The sequence below is a fragment of the Streptomyces sp. NPDC001070 genome (genome assembly GCF_053598835.1).
This window is the reverse complement of the sequence record NZ_JBSFLB010000054.1, coordinates 21,791-39,120: the sequence shown is the minus strand read 5'-3', so window position 1 is coordinate 39,120 and position 17,330 is coordinate 21,791. Positions and strand designations below refer to the sequence as shown.

General features: G+C 69.5%; 12 protein-coding genes and 2 pseudogenes. 6 read left to right on the top strand and 8 right to left on the bottom strand.

Features of this window, described 5'->3' with window-relative positions:
• Positions 1–458: hypothetical protein (locus ACWDAS_RS38955; RefSeq protein ID WP_450400418.1), on the top strand; the 458-nt coding region annotated here is incomplete at its 5' end.
• A 244-nt stretch (positions 459–702) separates the two neighbouring features.
• Here ACWDAS_RS38955 and ACWDAS_RS38950 read toward each other — a convergent pair.
• The 8 genes and pseudogenes from ACWDAS_RS38950 to ACWDAS_RS38915 all read right to left on the bottom strand — a co-directional run bounded on the left by ACWDAS_RS38950 (position 703) and on the right by ACWDAS_RS38915 (position 11,897).
• Positions 703–1,725 carry an LLM class flavin-dependent oxidoreductase gene (locus ACWDAS_RS38950; RefSeq protein ID WP_450400416.1) on the bottom strand — a complete coding sequence of 341 codons (1,023 nt, stop codon included), beginning with the start codon at positions 1,723–1,725 and terminating at the stop codon, positions 703–705.
• Between the two features lie 234 nt (positions 1,726–1,959).
• Positions 1,960–2,169, bottom strand: a pseudogene (locus tag ACWDAS_RS38945) (transposase); the annotation flags it as partial.
• A 203-nt stretch (positions 2,170–2,372) separates the two neighbouring features.
• Positions 2,373–6,347 carry a S8 family serine peptidase gene (locus ACWDAS_RS38940; RefSeq protein ID WP_450400415.1) on the bottom strand — a complete coding sequence of 1,325 codons (3,975 nt, stop codon included), beginning with the start codon at positions 6,345–6,347 and terminating at the stop codon, positions 2,373–2,375.
• Between the two features lie 611 nt (positions 6,348–6,958).
• Positions 6,959–7,939 (bottom strand): helix-turn-helix domain-containing protein, encoded by a 981-nt coding sequence (locus ACWDAS_RS38935; RefSeq protein WP_450400413.1) that lies wholly within the window; start codon positions 7,937–7,939, stop codon positions 6,959–6,961.
• A gap of 295 nt (positions 7,940–8,234) precedes the next feature.
• Positions 8,235–9,056, bottom strand: a complete 822-nt coding sequence (locus ACWDAS_RS38930) for a hypothetical protein (RefSeq protein WP_450400411.1) — start codon at positions 9,054–9,056, stop codon at positions 8,235–8,237.
• A gap of 96 nt (positions 9,057–9,152) precedes the next feature.
• Positions 9,153–9,338 (bottom strand): annotated as a pseudogene (locus ACWDAS_RS38925) (IS30 family transposase); the annotation flags it as partial.
• A gap of 30 nt (positions 9,339–9,368) precedes the next feature.
• Positions 9,369–9,614, bottom strand: a complete 246-nt coding sequence (locus tag ACWDAS_RS38920; protein ID WP_450400420.1) for an integrase core domain-containing protein — start codon at positions 9,612–9,614, stop codon at positions 9,369–9,371.
• A gap of 129 nt (positions 9,615–9,743) precedes the next feature.
• Positions 9,744–11,897, bottom strand: a complete 2,154-nt coding sequence (locus ACWDAS_RS38915; RefSeq protein ID WP_450400409.1) for an N-6 DNA methylase — start codon at positions 11,895–11,897, stop codon at positions 9,744–9,746.
• Between the two features lie 207 nt (positions 11,898–12,104).
• Between ACWDAS_RS38915 and ACWDAS_RS38910 the strand changes: the two genes are divergently transcribed.
• The 5 genes from ACWDAS_RS38910 to ACWDAS_RS38890 all read left to right on the top strand — a co-directional run bounded on the left by ACWDAS_RS38910 (position 12,105) and on the right by ACWDAS_RS38890 (position 17,272).
• The gene (locus ACWDAS_RS38910) at positions 12,105–12,434 is read left to right on the top strand and encodes a hypothetical protein (RefSeq protein ID WP_450400407.1); all 330 of its coding nucleotides are present in this window, start codon (positions 12,105–12,107) and stop codon (positions 12,432–12,434) included.
• An 85-nt stretch (positions 12,435–12,519) separates the two neighbouring features.
• Positions 12,520–13,143: an RNase H family protein gene (locus ACWDAS_RS38905; protein ID WP_450400405.1), complete on the top strand. Its 624-nt coding sequence runs from the start codon at positions 12,520–12,522 to the stop codon at positions 13,141–13,143.
• 67 nt (positions 13,144–13,210) lie between these two features.
• A complete protein-coding gene (locus ACWDAS_RS38900; protein ID WP_450400403.1) occupies positions 13,211–13,783 on the top strand; it encodes a hypothetical protein in 573 nt (190 codons plus the stop codon).
• Positions 13,784–14,084: 301 nt separating this feature from the next.
• Positions 14,085–14,555 carry a hypothetical protein gene (locus tag ACWDAS_RS38895; protein WP_450400401.1) on the top strand — a complete coding sequence of 157 codons (471 nt, stop codon included), beginning with the start codon at positions 14,085–14,087 and terminating at the stop codon, positions 14,553–14,555.
• 1,403 nt (positions 14,556–15,958) lie between these two features.
• Positions 15,959–17,272, top strand: a complete 1,314-nt coding sequence (locus ACWDAS_RS38890; protein WP_450400400.1) for a hypothetical protein — start codon at positions 15,959–15,961, stop codon at positions 17,270–17,272.
• The last annotated feature ends 58 nt before the right edge of the window (positions 17,273–17,330 follow it).

The following is a 17,330-nucleotide window of genomic DNA, read 5'->3' as shown; positions in this document are numbered from 1 at the left end:
ACAACCTCGACCGGGTGCTGGAGCACTTCGGCGCCACCCGCGACCAGCGGCTGCGGCCGCTCCTGTCCAGGGAGGCACACCGCCCGCCGCCGAGTAGGGCGGCCCCGGCGAAGCCCCCAGTGGAAACTGCTGGAGCTGTGGCGGGACGGCAGGGCAATGAGTGTGCCGAGTGGGAGCAGAGCGCCAGGACCCGGAAGCGCAGGGACCTGGTGTTCACCTGGGAGGACGGCGGCACGTACCACCCGGAGTACCTGTCGCAGGTGTTCATGCACCTGATGAAGAAGCTCAACCTCGTACGACGCCTGGGTGGTCAGCCGAGACTGGCAGTCCGCCCGCGCCACCGTCAGGACCGCATCTGCCGTGCCTGCGGGTCAAAGCAGTTGAGGCACATCGACGAAGCGACCCGGGCCGAGCAGGCAGATGCCTGGTCGGCCATGCTCCAGCGCGTTGGGAAGTAGATCAGGGGGCCGCGGGCCTCCCTGATCATCGGACCGGTCGACCACGGCGAGATGTCGTTCCTGTCTTCGGTGAGATCGGGTCACCGTTCCACAAGCGCGGCGACAAAGGCCGCTCTGGCTTTGTAAGCGGAAGCTGACACCATCGTGGTGCTGCGGTACGGGCCGGGCCGGGCCCGGGATCGGGCCAGTCGGGGGCCTGACCACCACGGTGCCGAGCCGGCCCGCACGCAGGGCGGCAGAACACTCAGCGCCAGCCGAGCTCCGGTGCCACGTGGGTGAGGATGCTCTCCAGCACGTGGGCGTTGTAGTCGACCCCGAGCTGGTTCGGGATGGTCAGCAGCAGGGTGTCCGCGGCCTGGATGGCCTCGTCTTCCTGGAGCTGCTTCACCAGTACGTCCGGCTCGGCGGCGTAGGAGCGTCCGAAGATCGCCCTGGTCGTGTCGTCGATCATGCCGATCTGGTCCCGCGAGTTGCGGTCGTGGTCGAAGTAGGCCCGGTCCAGGTCGTTGGTCAGGGCAAAGATGCTCCGGCTGACCGACACCCGCGGCTCTCGCGCATGGCCTGCCTCCTTGTACGCCTCGCGGTACGCCTCGATCTGCTTGCGCTGCTGGACGTGCAACGGCTCGCCCGACTCGTCGTCCTTCAGTGTGGAGCTCTGCAGGTTCGTCCCCAGCTTCGCGGCCCAGACAGCGGTCGCGTTCGAGCCGGAGCCCCACCAGATCCGCTCACGGAGCCCCTCGGAGTGCGGCTCGATGCGCAGCAGCCCCGGCGGGTTGGAAAACATCGGCCGCGGGTTCGGCTGCGCGAAGCCCTCACCCTCGAGCACCTTGAGGAAGGTCTCGGCGTGCCGGCGGGCCATGTCCGTGCCGGTCTCGCCCTCCGCGGGGGTGTAACCGAAGTAACGCCAGCCGTCGATCACCTGTTCCGGTGATCCGCGGCTGATGCCGAGTTGCAGCCGGCCGCCGGAGATGAGGTCGGCAGCGCCGGCGTCCTCGGCCATGTACAGCGGGTTCTCATAGCGCATGTCGATCACGCCGGTGCCGATCTCGATCTTCGACGTCCGCGCACCGATGGCCGAGAGCAGCGGGAACGGGCTGGCCGCCTGCCGCGCGAAGTGGTGCACGCGGAAATACGCACCGTCCACGCCGAGCTCCTCGGCAGCGACCGCCAGGTCGATGGACTGGTGCAGGAAGTCGGCGGCGGACCGGGTCTTGGAGTGCGCACTCGGCGACCAGTGGCCGAACGAGAGGAATCCTATCTTCTTCACGCGAACTCAAAGCGTCCGGCGGCCACGTTTGATTCCCCGCGTCGCCAGGGTGTGACCAGGCCGACCGGCCGGTACGGCCATCGGGATCCCCCTCAGAGGTGCGACTGCCGCTTCCGCGCCCTGCGGCTGACACGATGACGTCCGACACAGCAGCGGGCGGCCGGTTCGAGGACGGCGAGCCATGTCACCGCACCGGCGCGCCCGGCCCGGTGCCGAGCGCCCCGGCTGCCTGTGGCCCGTGACTTCGTCGGGCATCTCCAGCGCCGGGCGCCACCGCTCGCGGTGCCGCGCGTCGTCGGGGATGCCCGCCTTGGTCCGCCGGCGCCGGATCGCCTCCGCCGGCAGCGCGTCGCCGCCGTTCTTGGCGTCGTCCCACCTCTCGGGCAGGAACAGCCGCCAGTCCACCGCCGCCGAGGCCCGGTCGGACAGCAGGTTGACGCTGAGTCGGGTAGCGGGGATGCATTGCTGGGGCCCCTCTACCCGACTGCCGGTGCACCTGGCCCGCGACCACGCATCAGCGCCGGTCAACTGGGGGCTTCGCCGGGGCCGCCCTGCTCGGCACGGTGGCCGGCAACGGCAAGCCGGGGCGCTGCGGGACGGAGCGGTTGTCGCCTCCGTCCCGCAGCGCCCCGGGGTGGGTGTCGGGATCAGTAGGAGAACTGCTGGACCTGCGCGTTGTACGGCCCGATGATCCAGCCGGTGCGCGAGGCCGGGTCGAGCTGGATCGGCGCGCCCCGGTCGCCGATCAGGTTGCCTCCGTAGGGCCGGACGTTGATGGTGCTCAGGGTCCTGAGCACCTGACCGGTCTTCAGGTCCATGACCACAAGCTGGCCCATCGCGTTGTTGTCCGGCACATAGCCGTACTGCGACCCGAAGTACGGTGTGCCCTCCGGCTGTGCAAAGGCCAGTACCGCGACGCGGTTGCGGTTGTCGATTGCCATGGCGCTGGGCGGCTCCCGGCGGACGGCGTACTGGCTGACCTCGTCACCGGTGGTCGCGTCCATGCCGGTGAGGAAGCTGGTGGGGACGATCTTCGTGCTCCCCTGGACGGCGGACAGGGTGTAGAGGGTGCCCGCGTCGTCGGACGCGAAGCCGGCGCTGCAACCCGACACCGAACCCGGGTTCGTCACGGAACCGCTGTCGAGGTTCACGCGCGCCACCAGCACGCCGCCGAGGCACACAATGCCCCCGCTCTTGGCGAGGTACACCTCGCCGGTCGAGCCGTCGATGGCGATCTTGGTGTACGTGCCCTTGGCCACGTCGGCGGTGTCGGCGTCGATCGGCGCCCCCACGGTCCCGGTGGTCAGGTCGACGGACCGGACGATGTCGCTCTTGTCGCTCGCCCCGCGCAGCAGCAGGGCTGCCCGGTGCCGGGCCGGGTCGACGGCCGCGGTGACGAAGAGGGCGTCCTGGACGGCCACGGTGTAGCTGCCGACCAGCGTGTCGGTACGGGTGTCCCAGGTCTCCACCTGGGCGTCGCCGCCCTGCGTGTCCCGGCGGACCAGGAGCGCGCGGTGCGCGGCGGGGATCTGGCCGATCACCTCGTAGTCGGAGTTCACCACCGGATCCGAGGTCAGGACCCGACCGTAGGTGGCGGACGCGGTGGAGTAGTGCCGCACCTCGGTCCCGCCGTCGGGCCTCTGCAGCGCGACGAGGGAGTCGGCGCCGGCTGCGGCGAAGCTCAGCACCCAGCTGCCGTCGGGTGCCGGACCGTCGTCGACCGAGAGCATCGAGGTCGGCGACGCCTGGCCGATGACGTGGTGGCGGCCGTCCAGGGCCAGGACCCTGACGTTGTAGTTCAGGGAGGTGGGCAGGCCCAGGGCGCGCGCGTTGAGGTGCGCGGTGCCGGACGCGGCGGGCAGGGTTGTGTGGAGGACGGAGGGGGTGTCGGTTCCGTCATCGTCGAAAGCCGACCCGTTGGAGTTGCTGAAGGTGTTGAGCGCCCCCTTGTTGACGGTGGGTGCGGGTGCCGAGAACTCGGCCTCCGCCGCCACCGCCCCCGGCACGGCACGCACGTCGTAGCGGAGGCTGAAGCCGGGTGCCGCACGGGTGACTTCCGCCGCGTGGCCGGCTGCGGAGCCGGAGCCGGCGAGCAGCGGAGCTTCCGGTCGGACGGCCGCGGTGCCCCCCTGGACGCGTACGGGGGCGAACTGGCTGTAGTGGACGGCCCGGGGGTTGCCGCCGAATCCCGCCTGGGCGATGCCGATGCCGTAGATACCGCCGCCCCGGAAGGCGCTCGCGGGGATGGTGACGGTGCCCGCGCTGTCCGTGAGGGGCTGGTGCCAGGCGGCCGTGAACAGCGGCGCCATGGACGGGCTCCAGTGCCCGACGGTGGACAGCACCAGTTGCGGGGCGTCGGTTCCGGTGACGCCGGAGAGGTCGTATCGCACGGTCACGTCGCGGCCGGCCTGGACGACCGAGGGGACGCGGGGGGCCGCCGCCTCGGTGTGCTCGCCGTTGCTCGAACCGATGGTGATGGTGCGCTGCGCGGTGGCGGCCACCCGTCCGCCGACCAGGACCCGGTAGATGACCTGGATGTCGCGGTCTGAGGTGGAGAGCACGGGCAGACCCGCAGCGTCGAGGAGCCGGCGCGGCGTCACACGGATCGCCGGCGTGCTGGACTCGAACACCGTCGATCCGACGGTGAGCGTGTACCGTGCCCGCTGCTGGGCGCCGCGCGGCAGTCCGGTGATGTCGCCGGCGAAGGTGACCGGCCCCATCAGGCCGCCCCCGTCCCCGCCGAGCGCGACATCGCCGAGGTCGATGCGGTTCTGGTCGGTGGTCTCGGTGAAGAGCCCGTCGGGCCAGCCGGCCGGCACCACCCGGTGGGCGGCCGACAGCCGCGCGATGGCCGGGTGCACTCCGGTGCCGCCCAGAACCCGCTCCACAGCGGCGGTGATGTCGATCTGCGGGCCGACATGCAGGGTCCGGTCGATCTGCGCCGGAGACGGTACCTCACGGCCTGTGCCCTCCAGCAGGGCACGGACCTGCTCGGGCGACAGCGGGTGCCCGCTCAGCCGGCCGGCCTGGAGCACCACGGCCGCGGCAGCGGCGATCTCCGGTGCCGAAGCCGACGTACCGCCGTTGAGCGCGACCGTCACCGCCTGCGCGTCGCCGCCCTTCGGGTGGGCGAAGGCGGCGATGTTGTCGCTGGGCGCGGACAGATCGACGCGGCTGCCGAAGCCGGAGGAGAAGGTGCCGAACCCGCTGATCCGCGTTTCGGCGGTGGTCCCGCTCGGGTTCTGGTCGGCCGGTGCGGCCAGGGTGTCGTCCAAGGTGGTGCCGCCCGCGGCGATCGCACCGGAGTCGGGGACCTTGGAGGGCGTGGTGGAGGCCGCGTCGTCGTTGATGGATGTGGCGTCGGCGGCGTTCTTGGCGAGGTCGGTCGGCGTGCTGCCGCCGTCCGGGCCGACCGCGGTCGGCGTGAACAGCCGTGTGCCGTCGTTGGAGGAGATCGACACCACGATGCCGTAGCGGTGGACGATGTCGGTCACGACCGACCGAACGACGGGGTCGTCCTCGAGGTAGCGTCCGGGGAAGCCCACGGAGTCGGTGCCGAAGCCCAGGCTCGCGGTGATGACGTCGGGCCGTGGCGACTGCTGCGCCGCCGCCACAAGGGCGCCGGTTATCTGGTCGACCGTCGGCTCCTGGGGTACGACGAGGCGGTAGTCGGCGCCGGGGGCGATACCCAGCAGGTCGGTGTAGCCGCTGCCGATCCGTTCCGTGCGCTGCTGGTCGTGGGCGAGCGGGGACATCACGGAGAAGTCCAGCAGGACCTCGTCCAGGGCGGGGTCCTGGTGCTCCGTCGAGGCGGAGTCGCTCAGCTTCCCGTCCGGCTGGGCCACATAGGTGGGGATCAGGGGCATCGACGGCAGGTCCAGATAGCGCCGGCCGTCCTGCATCATGGTGGTCGGCCCGTACAACCCCACATAGTCGTCGCCGGCGTCCGCCATCGACTGGTCGGTCAGGTCGCCGATGGACACATTGGTGATGCGCTCCCCGGCTCCGGGTTGCTGTCCGTACCGGTCGTGCAGCTCGGCGAAGGCCCCGACGGCGTTCACCCCGCCGGCGTTCAGGAACGGCTGGGCGGAGGAGCTGAGCGCGTAGTTCGATGGCACCGACGCCGCGGAAGTCGGAGCGACCCGGCCCGCCGTCGGTGAGGAGTGGGCCGCGGACCGCAGGGCAGTGGCCGGCAGGGGCCGCCCGCCGGTGTTCATGGTGTTCACGTAGCGGTTGGGTTCCGCATACACCACGCCGGGGGCCCCGCGGAGGCTTCGGGCCACCGCCGCCGAGTCCTTCCCGTCTACGTGGAGCACGAACGTCCGCGAGAGATCGGAGGCGGAGCTGCCCAGTTGGGCTCTGGCCGTCTGCGTCAGCGCCTCGGTGGCGGGCTTCGGCAGGCCGGGCAGCAGCGGCTGCAGCGAGGTGGCCCCGACGGCTTGCAGCTTGGCGTTGAGCGCGGCGTCGCTCGTGAGCGGTGCGCGGGCGGCAACCCGGGTCCTGGGCAGCGGGTGTCCGGTGACGGACACGGCCGAGCCCAGGGTGACGAGCACCTGGCCGGGCACGGCGCCCTGGCGCTGGCTGGGCAGGTTCTGCCGCACCGACCGGCTGCCCTGGGGCATCCCGGCGGTGAACGACGGTGGGGCGTCGGCGGCCCCCGCGGGGCCGGCGGCGGCAGACGGGGCTGCGACAGCCGGTGCGGACAGGGTTACGGCTGCAGTGGCCAGGAGCGCGACAGACGCGAACCCCAGCCTCCTGTTTCGCGATGGGGCACGAGACATGCGGACTTCTTCCTAGGAGCAACAGCGGGCAGGCGCGGGGGAAACGACGCCGCGCGACGAGCAGCGCGGCAGCGCCGCATGTTGCTGAAAGATGTCAACGGCACCTTGTGGGGCACAAGGCGGCCGGGCTGGCAAAGTTTCGCCACCTGGCGGACGGCTGCCACCCGGTGGAGGGCCGGGCTTGGCGCACCGCCGGGAGACACCCCGCCGCTTCGGATGCCTCGGTGAGCTGTTACAGGCGATCGGTGCGGTGACCGTACGGGACGGGGAGGTCCATGGCCCTGGTCACGCCGGACAGGCCTGGATTCCCGACAGGGCTGGAATCCCGACAGGGCTGGAATCCCCTGGCCGGGGCACACTGAGGGGCCTGGAACCTTGTGGCCGAGCCGTACCGGACAGGCCCGGAGCCCCGTGGCCGGGTCGCACGAGGACCGCGGCCGGGCGCCGGCCTCCTACAGCCAGCCGCGCCGCATGGCGGTGAAACAGGCCTGGAAGCGCGTGGCGGCGCCGAGTTCGCTCATCAGACGGCGGATACGCCGCTGGGTGGTCCGCTCGCTCCAGCCCTGGGCCCGCGCGATCGCCGCGTCGGTGAGGCCCGAAGCGAGCAGGGCCAGCAGGGAGCGGGTGGCGGGGTCCGTCTGCGGCTGGTCGTCGTCGCCTGCCGGTGGTTCCGAGTCCAGCAGCGGGACGCCACGCTCCCAGTGCGTCTCGAACATCGACTCCAGCGCCATCAGCATGGGCGAGCGATGGACCAGATATGCCGCCGACTGGCCACCGGGCGCGATACTGAAGGGGATGATGGCCCTGCTGCCGTCGCTGATCACCAGCTTCATCGGCAGTTCGGGGCGCACCCGCGCCTGTTCGCCCGCACGGATGCTGGGCAGGATGTCGCGCTGCATCCGGCTCGGCCAGGCGACCGCCTCCTGGTCGTAGACCACCCGGTGGACCACCCCGTGCCGCTGCCGCTGCAGCTGGGAGTCGAGGCTGCTGCCCGGCCGGTCGACATACGGCGGCCGGTCGAAGGCCCGCACTTCGTGCTGGGCGTCCGCGGTCAGCCGCCGTGCGGCGGCGCTGATGTCATCGCGGTTCGTGAGCAGTTCCACGGCCATCTCCGGAGAGCTGATCCGGACGGCCTGCTGGTGCGTCTCCATCAGCCGGTGCACCAGAGAGCGCGCTTCGTTGAGCTGCTGCTCACGCTCTTGTATCAGCGCGGTGACCGCGACATCGGGGGCGACGGCAGTGAAGTGCGGCGGGCGTCCGGCGGACCGCGCCGCGAGGCCGTCCTCGACCATCCCGGACAGCAGCTTGCCGACGATGGCCGCGGGCATCCCGCAGGCGTCGGCCAACTCGGCCGCGGTGCATCGCGGCAGCCCCACCAGTGCCGTGTAGACGCGAACGGTCTTCTCCGACATCCCCAGGACACTGAAATCCATGTCACTCCGCTGTCCGCGCGACCTCCCCGCGCCACGCGGCGGGAGACGGCCGTCCCTGCATCCGTTCCCCCGGATTCATCACAAAGGCATCCTGCCCCCTGGCTCCTGACCTGGGTAGCGGTCTTGGTATGGGTTTTACGCTGCGCCGTCCTGCCCTTGCCGAAACCTCGTCCGTGCAGGTCAAGCACGGCGTTCGTACTCGTGGAGGGTTGCAGCCCAGGCTCTTGCGTCTGCGTATGTCGAGGCGGGCGATCTGCCCTGGATCGGTGACGGCCGCGGGCAAGGGGTGAAGCGGCTAGGCGTTCGCGATGCCCCGACGGGGGCGGTGCGAGTGCTGGAACCGCTCGAACTCGCGCAGGACGTGCAGGAGATGGCGCTGGTTCCAGATCAAGGTTCGATCCGGCAATTCACGACGGCAGGCCTGCACCGACCGCTCCGTGATGGGAGCGGGGAAGGGTCTGCCGGACGCGTCGTAGACGCCGTTCGTAGTGATCCGGAAAGTCGGGTGTTCGTCGTAGTCCATCTTCCCGATGGCTTGGACGTTCAGCTCAAGGCCACGGAGCTCGATGGCAAAGATGCCGCCTGCGATCCGGATCCAGTACGCCGGAGGGTCCAGTTCGGTGAGCACCTCGACTTCAGGAAGGCGCAGGTACCGGGGCGCAGGCTCGTCGTACTCGCTTATCAGTGCGTGCAGGTTGAGCTGGAGGGCGGCGATCACGTCGCTGGCGACGCGGTGCTTGATCTCGGGCTGCAGGAGGCGGGCGAGGTGGTGATGGCCGCGTTCTTGGGCGATGTCCACGGGGCGCTGGCCTGTGCTGGTACGCAGGGTGCGCCAGGCTACGCTGTCAAGGAGGAATTCGACGACGTCGATGGGGACGCCGTGCCATGCGGCTTGGTGGAGCGGGGTGTAGTGGCGCTTGCCGTTGAGGCGTACGGCATTGGCCCACCCTTGCGTGTCCGGCCACGCGTTGGGCTTCTGGTAGACGATGTTCATGACACGGGGCCAGTTGCCGTTGCGGGCGGCGTCGGCCAGTTCGTCGCGTCTGGCTGCTTCGTCCTCGTGAAGCATGCTCCGGTCCCGGGCGGCGTCCCATTTCGGAGTGCGGTAGAAATCCATGCGAACGAGTGTATGGGAGATGATCTTTCGGGCAGGGTGTCTTGAACTAGGCGCAGTATTACCGCGCGGAACTCAGCGGTTGTGTACTCCTTGGACTCAACCGGTCGTCGCAACACCAGTTTCCTGGAGAGATAGTAGGTGCTGGTTGAGGGCTTCGGCGGGGGTCTTCCATCCGAGGGTCTTGCGGGGTCTGTTGTTGAGGGTGGTGGCGACGGCTTGGAGTTCGTCGGCGCCCCAACGCAATAGGTCCGTGCCCTTGGGAAAGTACTGACGCAGCAGACTGTCAATCCCCTGGAAGCGTAGAGACCTCTCTTATGCGGCTTCGTCCCTCTGGTTTGCTTGGGCGCGCCGTTGGTTGCTCATCTGCTCGAACTCCGCCGGCGGTAGTCCGCCGGCGCGGGTGTGCCTGCGTCTGGTGTTGTAGAAGTCGGCGATCCACGTCGCGATCTTGATGCGGGCCTTGGTGCGGGTGGTGAAGCGGTGCCGGTGGATGTACTCGACCTTGAGCAGCGAATTGAAGGCCTCGGCGGCGGCGTTAGGAGGTCGGCGACGGACCAGGCGTGGTTCGCCAGCTCCGTGTGCTTGCTGCTGTTTAAGAGGTCCCCGAGTTCCTTCCGAGCCGCCCCGCCGGGCGAGGGGGCGGGTACGGCCGAGTGCGGTGGAAGAGTGAAGAAGTGCGCCAATCCGTCAGGTCGATGCAGTCTCAGGCGGGAGAAGCGCCCCCGCCGTCAGGCCAGTAGCCAGAAGGTCCGCGTACTCGCGGGCGAGGTCGGTGGCCTGGCGGGCGGCGGTGCGTAGTTCGTGGACGCGGCGGAAGGCCTCGCCGTAGTGGCGTTGCTCCTGCAGGGGCAGGAGCGGTACGCGTAGCCGGCCGGGTTGGAGGAGGATGGTGGTGCTGCCGGTGGATGCCCCGGTGATGTTGTCGTGCGCGCCGACGAAGCCTGCGAGGAACCAGGGGTCCAATCGTGTGGGATCGGGGCGCAGTAGGTAGAGGTCATGGCCGAGTAGCACGCCGATGTCCTGCTCGTCGGCCAGTCGGGCCGTACTCATGCCGTCCCCTGGGAACATGCGTACCAAAATGTCCCCTTCGCCGATGACCGGTGACGACTTCAAGGGCACGCTGTCAAGGAACGTGGCGGAGGCGGGTACGCCGTCCGTGATGTCGGTGCCGTAGAGAACCAGCCGTCCGGCGTTCTCGGCCCTCCATTGAGCGCCCTCGGTCTTCTCCCGGGTGTCGGTCGCTGCCCGCAGGATCTCCAGGGCGCCGCCGCGGGCGAGGTCGGAGACGGTGGCCGTGCGCCACTGCCGCGGGGAGTCGCCGGTGGGCTGCCACGTGCCCTGAGCGGCCTCGGAAAGGAGGCCTGTGCGCTCGGTCAACTGCTTACGGTGGTGATCGGCCTGCCGCGCCACCTGGGCTGGGTCGATGTCGGCGGGCAGGGCACGGACCTGGCGGGCTGGGGTGAGGTCGACGACCTCGTCGAGGAGGTCCAGTACGGGGACTGCCCGGGCGATGCCGGGCTCGTCGGAGAAGGACTCCGGGCTGGCATGGAAGGCCGTCCAGTGGTCCAGCACGGTGTCGGTCAACTCGTCCCAGTCGAGGGCGTCGCGGCGTCGGCGCGTCCCCGGTGAGCTGAGCGTGCTCCCGGCCCGGTTTCGTGGCCAGTCGTGCTGCCGCTCGGAGTCTGCGTCAACGAACAACACCGAGGCGCGGTCCGGGCCGTCCGGCTCCGGGGTCTGCAGGATCCACAGCTGGAGCCCGATGTGCAGGGGCGTGGCCGCGCCGGACGGCAGGGCGACGACGGCACGCAGGGCGCCGCCGCGTACCAGTTCGGCGCGCACACGGCGGCCTGAGGAGCGGGCGGCGGTGGCGGGGGGCAGTAGCAGCACCGCGTACCCGCCGGGGTGCAGGTGGGCCAGGGAGTGCTGGATCCAGGCGAGTTCGGATTCCATGCGCGGCGGAACGCCGTAGGCCCAGCGGGGGTCGTAGGCCAGCTCGTCGTGGCCCCAGTCGCGATCGCCGTAGGGCGGGTTGCACAGCACCGCATCCATTGGGGGCTGTGGGAACGCGTCGTGGCGCAGGCTGTCGCCGGCCTGTACGGCCACCGCCGCATCGGGCGCGGCCAGCAGCAGGCGCACCGCGCTGCGTTGGGCCTGCACCGGCAGGGTGTCCTGGCCGTACAGCTTGTTGGCGCCGTGGCGTGCGGCGGCGGCCAGGAGGGTGCCGCTGCCGGACGCGGGGTCCAGGACCCGGGCCGCGTCCGCGGGTAGCAGGCGCGCCATGAGGTCGGCCAGCCGGTCGGGGGTCTGGTAGGTACCCGTGGAGGCGCTGTCCTCCAGTTCCCGCTCGGCAAGTACATCGAGGGCGGCCTGGGCGCCTTCCTCCCGTACGCAGTGGATCAGCGCCCGCACGATGCCTGCGTCGGCTGCCGTGAAGGGGACGGCCTCGGTCTGCGGCACTGCGTCGGCGAGCTCGGCGACGGCGGCGTCCGCGCGTGCGGCGAGGTCAGCATCCGGCAGGTCGGCCAGCGCGGTCAGCTCGTCCGGTGTGCGGCGGGAGGTGGCGAGGACCAGGGGGAGCAGCGGCACGGCTGATTCGGCGCCCGCAGGGCGCAGTCGCAGCAGGGTGCGCAGCTCCTCGGTGGGGGCGGCGGCGGTGGTTTGGCCGCGGGAGCTAAGCCAGGCGCGCACGGTTTCCAGGTCGTAGAGCGGGCTGGTCTCGGTGCCGCCGGCTGGTGCTGGGAAGTCGTCGTGCCGGCGGCGCCAATTGCTGACGGTGGCGCGTGTGACTCCCGCGATGCGGGAGATCTCCGCGGCTGTCACCTGGGCTGACGGCTGGGCCATGACGTGTTCTCACCTCTCATCGGGGACGGCTGCCACCTTACACCCCCGACTAAGTTCGCAAACAGGTTTGACAGTGCTTTCATCGCGATGCTTATCTGTAGACGCTTCCGGTCGCCCCGTGGCCGACGGAAGCGCCCCGGGGCCGTTTATGGCCGCTTCGGCCTGCCCTGGGACAGCAGACGAGGCCTCATGAGTGGAGAAACCTGCTTGACCGAGACGGGGGAGCCCGAACTGACCGTGTACCGCCGCCACCTGGCGCAGTTGCTGAAGCGCGACGCCGGGGAGAACTTCCGGGCCCTGCTGGTCCAGGCCCGCCACATCACCGGCACGTCCTACGAGACCACCCTCTACGACCACCAGCAGGCATTTCGCCTCCTGTGGCGCCACCTGGAGCGCAGCGGCTACCTGCGCAGCGCCCACCGTGACGCCCGCGCCCGCCTCGCCTCCGGTCACGCCGCGCCCGCCGAGCGCGCCGACCTGGAGCTGTTCCTCACCGTCTACGGCCAGGTCCACCTGCCGACCGCTGCCGGCGCCTGACCGACACGACCACGCTCGGCGGGCGTCACGCGTGCCCGCCCTCTCTCCCGCTGCTCCGATGCCAAAACAAGGAGGTACGCCTGTCATGGGTCGTCGTTCTCCCCTCGCCCACGCACCCCGCCCCATCACCTCCACTCGCCGCCAGGTGTGCGTGAACGACAGGGTCAAAGCCGTCGCCGGGCCGATCGCGCTCGCCACGGACGCCTCGGTCGGCCCCGACCGGGTGGCCTCCGGCTACCTCGCCACCACCGGCCACACCGGTCTGCGCGCCCACCTCTACCCGAAGTACCTCGTGCGCCCCCGCTCCCGCGTGGTCGTCACCGAACTGCGCGCCGTGTACTGGGGACTCAAAGCGGTCCTCCACACGCACCCCGGCCAGCCCATCGAGGTCCGCGTGGACAACCTGCAGGCGCTGCGGCACCTGCACAGCTGGCAGCAGGGCGGGATGGACATGCCCGAGGGCTACGACACCCACCTGCGCTCCCAGGGCCGCAAGCCCAGCTTGCTCAAGCTGCAGTTGCTCGCCGAGAACACCCCGCACCTGACGTTCGTCCACGAGAAGGCCCACGCCGGTCACCCCCTGAACGAGGCCGCCGACTCCCTGGCCAAGCTCGGCCTGCGCTGCGTGCGCGGTGCCGTCCCGCGCACCGAACTCCCGCGCCTGGTCCCGCTGTGGGCTACAGGCGCCCTCGCCGCCTGGGCGGCCTGACGCACATTCCAGCTTCACAAGCCAGACGCACCCGCAAGGTGCATCTACTACACCCCCTGGAGGGACCATGAGCCAGCAGCAGTACCCGCAGCAGCCCCAGCCCGGTTGGGGCGGCCCGCAGCAGCAGGGCTACGGCACTCCGCCGTTCCAGCCGCAGCCGCCGAAGAAGTCGAAGGCAGGGAAGATCGTCGGCTTCGGCTGCCTCGGCGTCGTCGCCCTCTTCGTCCTGATCGGCATCGCCGCCGCGGCCGGCGGCGGAAACAGCGACTCCACCGACACCAGTGCCAAGGACAAGGCCGTCGCCGCCAGCCGCACGCCGGAGTCCGACAAGGCCGAGGCGACGCCTGCGCCGAAGACGAAGACGCAGGCCGAGCAGTTCAAGGCCTGCGTCGCCAAGTCCGGTACGGCCACGGAGAAGAAGGCCGTCCAGCACGTGACGAAGGTGACCGGCGCGGACAAGCGGAACGACATCCTGGACTCGGCGGAGGTCTACACCGACTTCACTGGTGGGCTCATGAGCGACAACCAGGGTGACGCGAAGCTCATCGCCTCTGCGTTCACGTCCTGCTACGAGTCCAAGAACGGGCTCGTGACCGTCTACGGCCAGGACGGCGACGTCATCGCCAACGCCAACTACTGATCTCTTGAACCAAGGCCCCGCCGACCCGTGACGGTGGGCCTTGGCTCGTTCACCCGTTCACGCCGGGTACCGACTTCGCACCCCGTTGCCGACGCCTTTGCGCACCCTGCGCGGCAGTGGCGAAGCCGGTCTCGGCACGGACTCGTTCGCTTCGACGGATTCGCCACCGTCACCGACCCCACGGTGCCAGCACGCCTTCGCCTACGCGGGGGTGATGCGCGGCTGGGATCACAGCCGCATCGGAAGTCTCTACCACGCCAACGAATGCCGGCACACACCGCACACCTGGAGAGGATCGCACGTGACCACTCGTAGGCTGCTCGCCACTATGGCCCTGATAGCCATCCCCCTCGGTACTGCCTGCACCGCCGCTCCGCAGGCCTCTGCCCCGTCACCGTCCCCGTCCGCCCCGGTGGCGGCGACCTCATCGGAGCCGGTGTCGGACCCGACCACGGAGGCTCCGGTGTACGCCAACCCCAGGCCCTCTGACTTCACGATGAAGATCAAGGTCAAGCGGAAGCACTGCTTCGGCTCGGCCGGGTGCAACGTGGAGGTCGAACCGGACCTGGCTTACGAGGGCATCTTGCCCATCGACCCGGACAAGACGTACGAGATCACCTACCAGATCAGCGGCGACGAGAGCGGGCCGGTCATCGAGACGATCAGTTTGACCGACGGAACGTCGATGGAGTACTACCCCTCGTCACTGTCCACCGCGGGTTCCGGCACCAAGATCACCGGAAAGGTAACGGACGTGACAGAGACGAACTGACGCCTCTGCTCCCCGCCGGCACAGGGCGGGTGACCGTCACTTGGATGGTGGTGCGATGCGCCATGACTGGCGGTGCTCGGCGCCGGTCTGCGGGTCAAGCGCCGTGGGCGCGCGAACACTACGCGACCCGCAAGTGGCCGGTGCAGTCGACTTCGGGCGCCGGAGAGTTCAGCCCTGGCGGACGGGCAGGTCGCCCGTCGATCCGCTCCGTCGTGCCTGGCGGGGTGGGTCGCTCCAAAAGAAACAGACCCACCCCACCGTCGCCTCTGAAAGGCCCCTGATGCAGTGGTGGAACCCGATGCCGATCAACAGTTGTTGCAGGGCGCTCAGTGGAATCAGCGCAATCAAGGGGGATGCTTGTGGGCGGCGGAAGGCCCATCCGCACATGCTTGAAGTGCCGCAGTTCCATCGAGGTCGACGAGGACGGCCGCGTGGTCGCCCATGACAGGCTGCTAAGCCGTCTCCCCTGCCATGCCTCCGGTCAGCTCGCCGCACTCGTGTCGGTCGAGTGGGGGCCCGGGCCCCGACGGAGCCAGCAGATTGCGGCCAAAAGACGCGGGCGTGATCGGCGGAAGCAGCCCGTATACCTCAAGCCCCCTGAGTGGATACCTAACTATCAGGGTGAGCACCTGCCGACAATCGGCTTGCCCGCCAATGGGTGGTTCGGTGTCTGGTTCCCGGCTCACACGATGTGGGAGCACGAGCGGAAACTCAGGGACTGGGTCGGAGGCGATCGATCGTTCCGGTGGGACGGCCACGAGGGGTGTTGGACAGTTGCCGGCGCTCACTTCCCCCGCATAAGCCGGGAGCTGCTGCGCAGGTACCCGAGCATCCTCATCGGCCGTGAGTACAACCCGCGTGAAAGGTGCAACTCATCCTGCCAGAACGCCCAGGGCTTTCTGTGCACCTGCTCCTGCCGTGCCAAGTACCACGGCCGTGGGAAATGGCGAAGCGGGTGGAGGACCCTGGGCGAGTTCAGCGGTCAGCGCGCGGGGAGGCCTTGGCACTGGATGGCCGTTGCCACTGCCAGCTGATCGCCCGGCACCGCACGCGGAGTAAGCCTGCGCAGGGACCGAGCCCCCGCCGCCCGCTCCAGCTGTCGGAGCTCAGGACAGCCGCTCGCCGTCGAGGCCACTCATCTCGTGCGGTTGCCGTCCCGACGCAGGGCGCACGTCCACACGCTGTTGGGCAGGCGGGCGAGGGCCTACTCGTCGGCTTCCGGGTTTCCCTCGCTTCGCGGCGCCCTTGATTTGGACAACCCAGATCGCCGCAGGTGAGGGACACCCTTCCGTGGCCCGATCGTCAGTTCACCGGCGGACGGTGCCCGTAGTTGAATACACAAGGTTCATGCTGTTCTTGTCGAACGTCAGCCATAGGCTGGTGCTGAAAACGAGGGGGAGACGATGACTGACGACCGCGAGGCGATCGTTCCGTTTTGGACGCTGGCGACCGGTGACGTCCGGGTGCCCGCACCGGCCGGAGACGGGCCGATGACGGCTGAACGATTGGCCGAACTGCGCGGTGTGCTGGCCGCCATGGCCGACAACCCGATTGCCACACTTGAGGTACATCCGCTGCCCGACAAGCTCGACCGCAGCCGAGGCATCCCGCTCGATGCCGCCAGCCCCTTGGCGCAGCACCTGTCGCAGCTCATCACGCAATCAGCGCGAACTTCCTCTGCGGCGGCCAAGGCGACCGCCACCGGCGAAAACCTGTATCGCATGGTCGTTCCGGCGAAGGTTGCCGCCCAGTTCGGTCAGGGCATCATTCGCCCGATGGCGTCGAAGGCGGCGGCCGGTGGCATCCACAGTGCACTCATGAACTCAACGGGTATCGCCGCCAACGCGACATTCGTGCCAGTCGGCAAAGCGGCAGCAGCAGGCGCAGTCGGTGGAGCCGGTGCAACAGCCGGCGTCGCGGTCGGCGGCAGCGCGGCGCTCACCGTGGCCGCACCGCTCGTGCTCATGGCCGTAGCAGTGGGGGTGAGCGCGCACGCCGACTACAAGCGCCAGCAGGCCATCGAACACATCACAGAACTGCTGGAGCAACTGCACGAACAGAAGCTCGAAGACGATCACAGCGAACTCGACGGCTGCCGCGATGCCATTGACAAAGCCACCGCCATTCTCCTCGACCAGGGCAGGCTCGGTGTCTCGCTTGGACTGGACTCGGCAGTGCATGCCATCAACACCGCGCTGGGCGCCGCTGACCGCCGCCTTGCCCGGTGGGAGAGCGCACTCGACAAGCTGCCCGACGGCAAGCCCGTCGAGATCGGCACGCTGACCAAGTCGTTCCCCGGCATCGACGACCACGGCGGCACGTTCCGCACCCACCTCGAACTTGCTGCCTTGGCCATTGCACTGAAGCGGCGGGTCATCGTCCTGCAGGCCGTCGAGCATGCCCAGAGCGACTCTGGCAACTTGTTCGAGAACTTCGCCCGCGCACTCAAGCGCAACCAGCAGCGCCTCGACGAACTGGAGTCGAGCATCGCCAGTGTCCTGGAACGCCTGTCGGCGCTGGAGCTGGCAGGCCCGCAGGGTTTGCGGCCCGTCTTCACGACCGGCGAAGTCGATCGCCTGATGCGCGCGGCAAACCGGATTCACAAGCTGGGCGACGGCGTCGTGGTCAACAGCCGCACGACAGACGTGGCGATTGAGATTGCCCGCGACAAGGACGGCTCGGTGGTCGTGTTTCCTGCGCTGCCCGCGGAGGCGTAGGCGCGCGCACTCACTTGGTGAGTGGTGCGGGGTTGCCCGAACCTCGAACGCGGTTGTG

What these genes read in the sequence shown, in the direction of transcription:
- ACWDAS_RS38940 (WP_450400415.1), bottom strand. Translation starts at nt 6,347, where the DNA reads ATGCCCCAGGGCAGCCGGTCGGTGCGGCAGAACCTGCCCAGCCAGCGC.
- ACWDAS_RS38935 (WP_450400413.1), bottom strand. Translation starts at nt 7,939, where the DNA reads ATGGATTTCAGTGTCCTGGGGATGTCGGAGAAGACCGTTCGCGTCTAC.
- ACWDAS_RS38930 (WP_450400411.1), bottom strand. Translation starts at nt 9,056, where the DNA reads ATGGATTTCTACCGCACTCCGAAATGGGACGCCGCCCGGGACCGGAGC.
- ACWDAS_RS38915 (WP_450400409.1), bottom strand. Translation starts at nt 11,897, where the DNA reads ATGGCCCAGCCGTCAGCCCAGGTGACAGCCGCGGAGATCTCCCGCATC.
- ACWDAS_RS38905 (WP_450400405.1), top strand. Translation starts at nt 12,520, where the DNA reads ATGGGTCGTCGTTCTCCCCTCGCCCACGCACCCCGCCCCATCACCTCC.
- ACWDAS_RS38900 (WP_450400403.1), top strand. Translation starts at nt 13,211, where the DNA reads ATGAGCCAGCAGCAGTACCCGCAGCAGCCCCAGCCCGGTTGGGGCGGC.
- ACWDAS_RS38890 (WP_450400400.1), top strand. Translation starts at nt 15,959, where the DNA reads ATGACTGACGACCGCGAGGCGATCGTTCCGTTTTGGACGCTGGCGACC.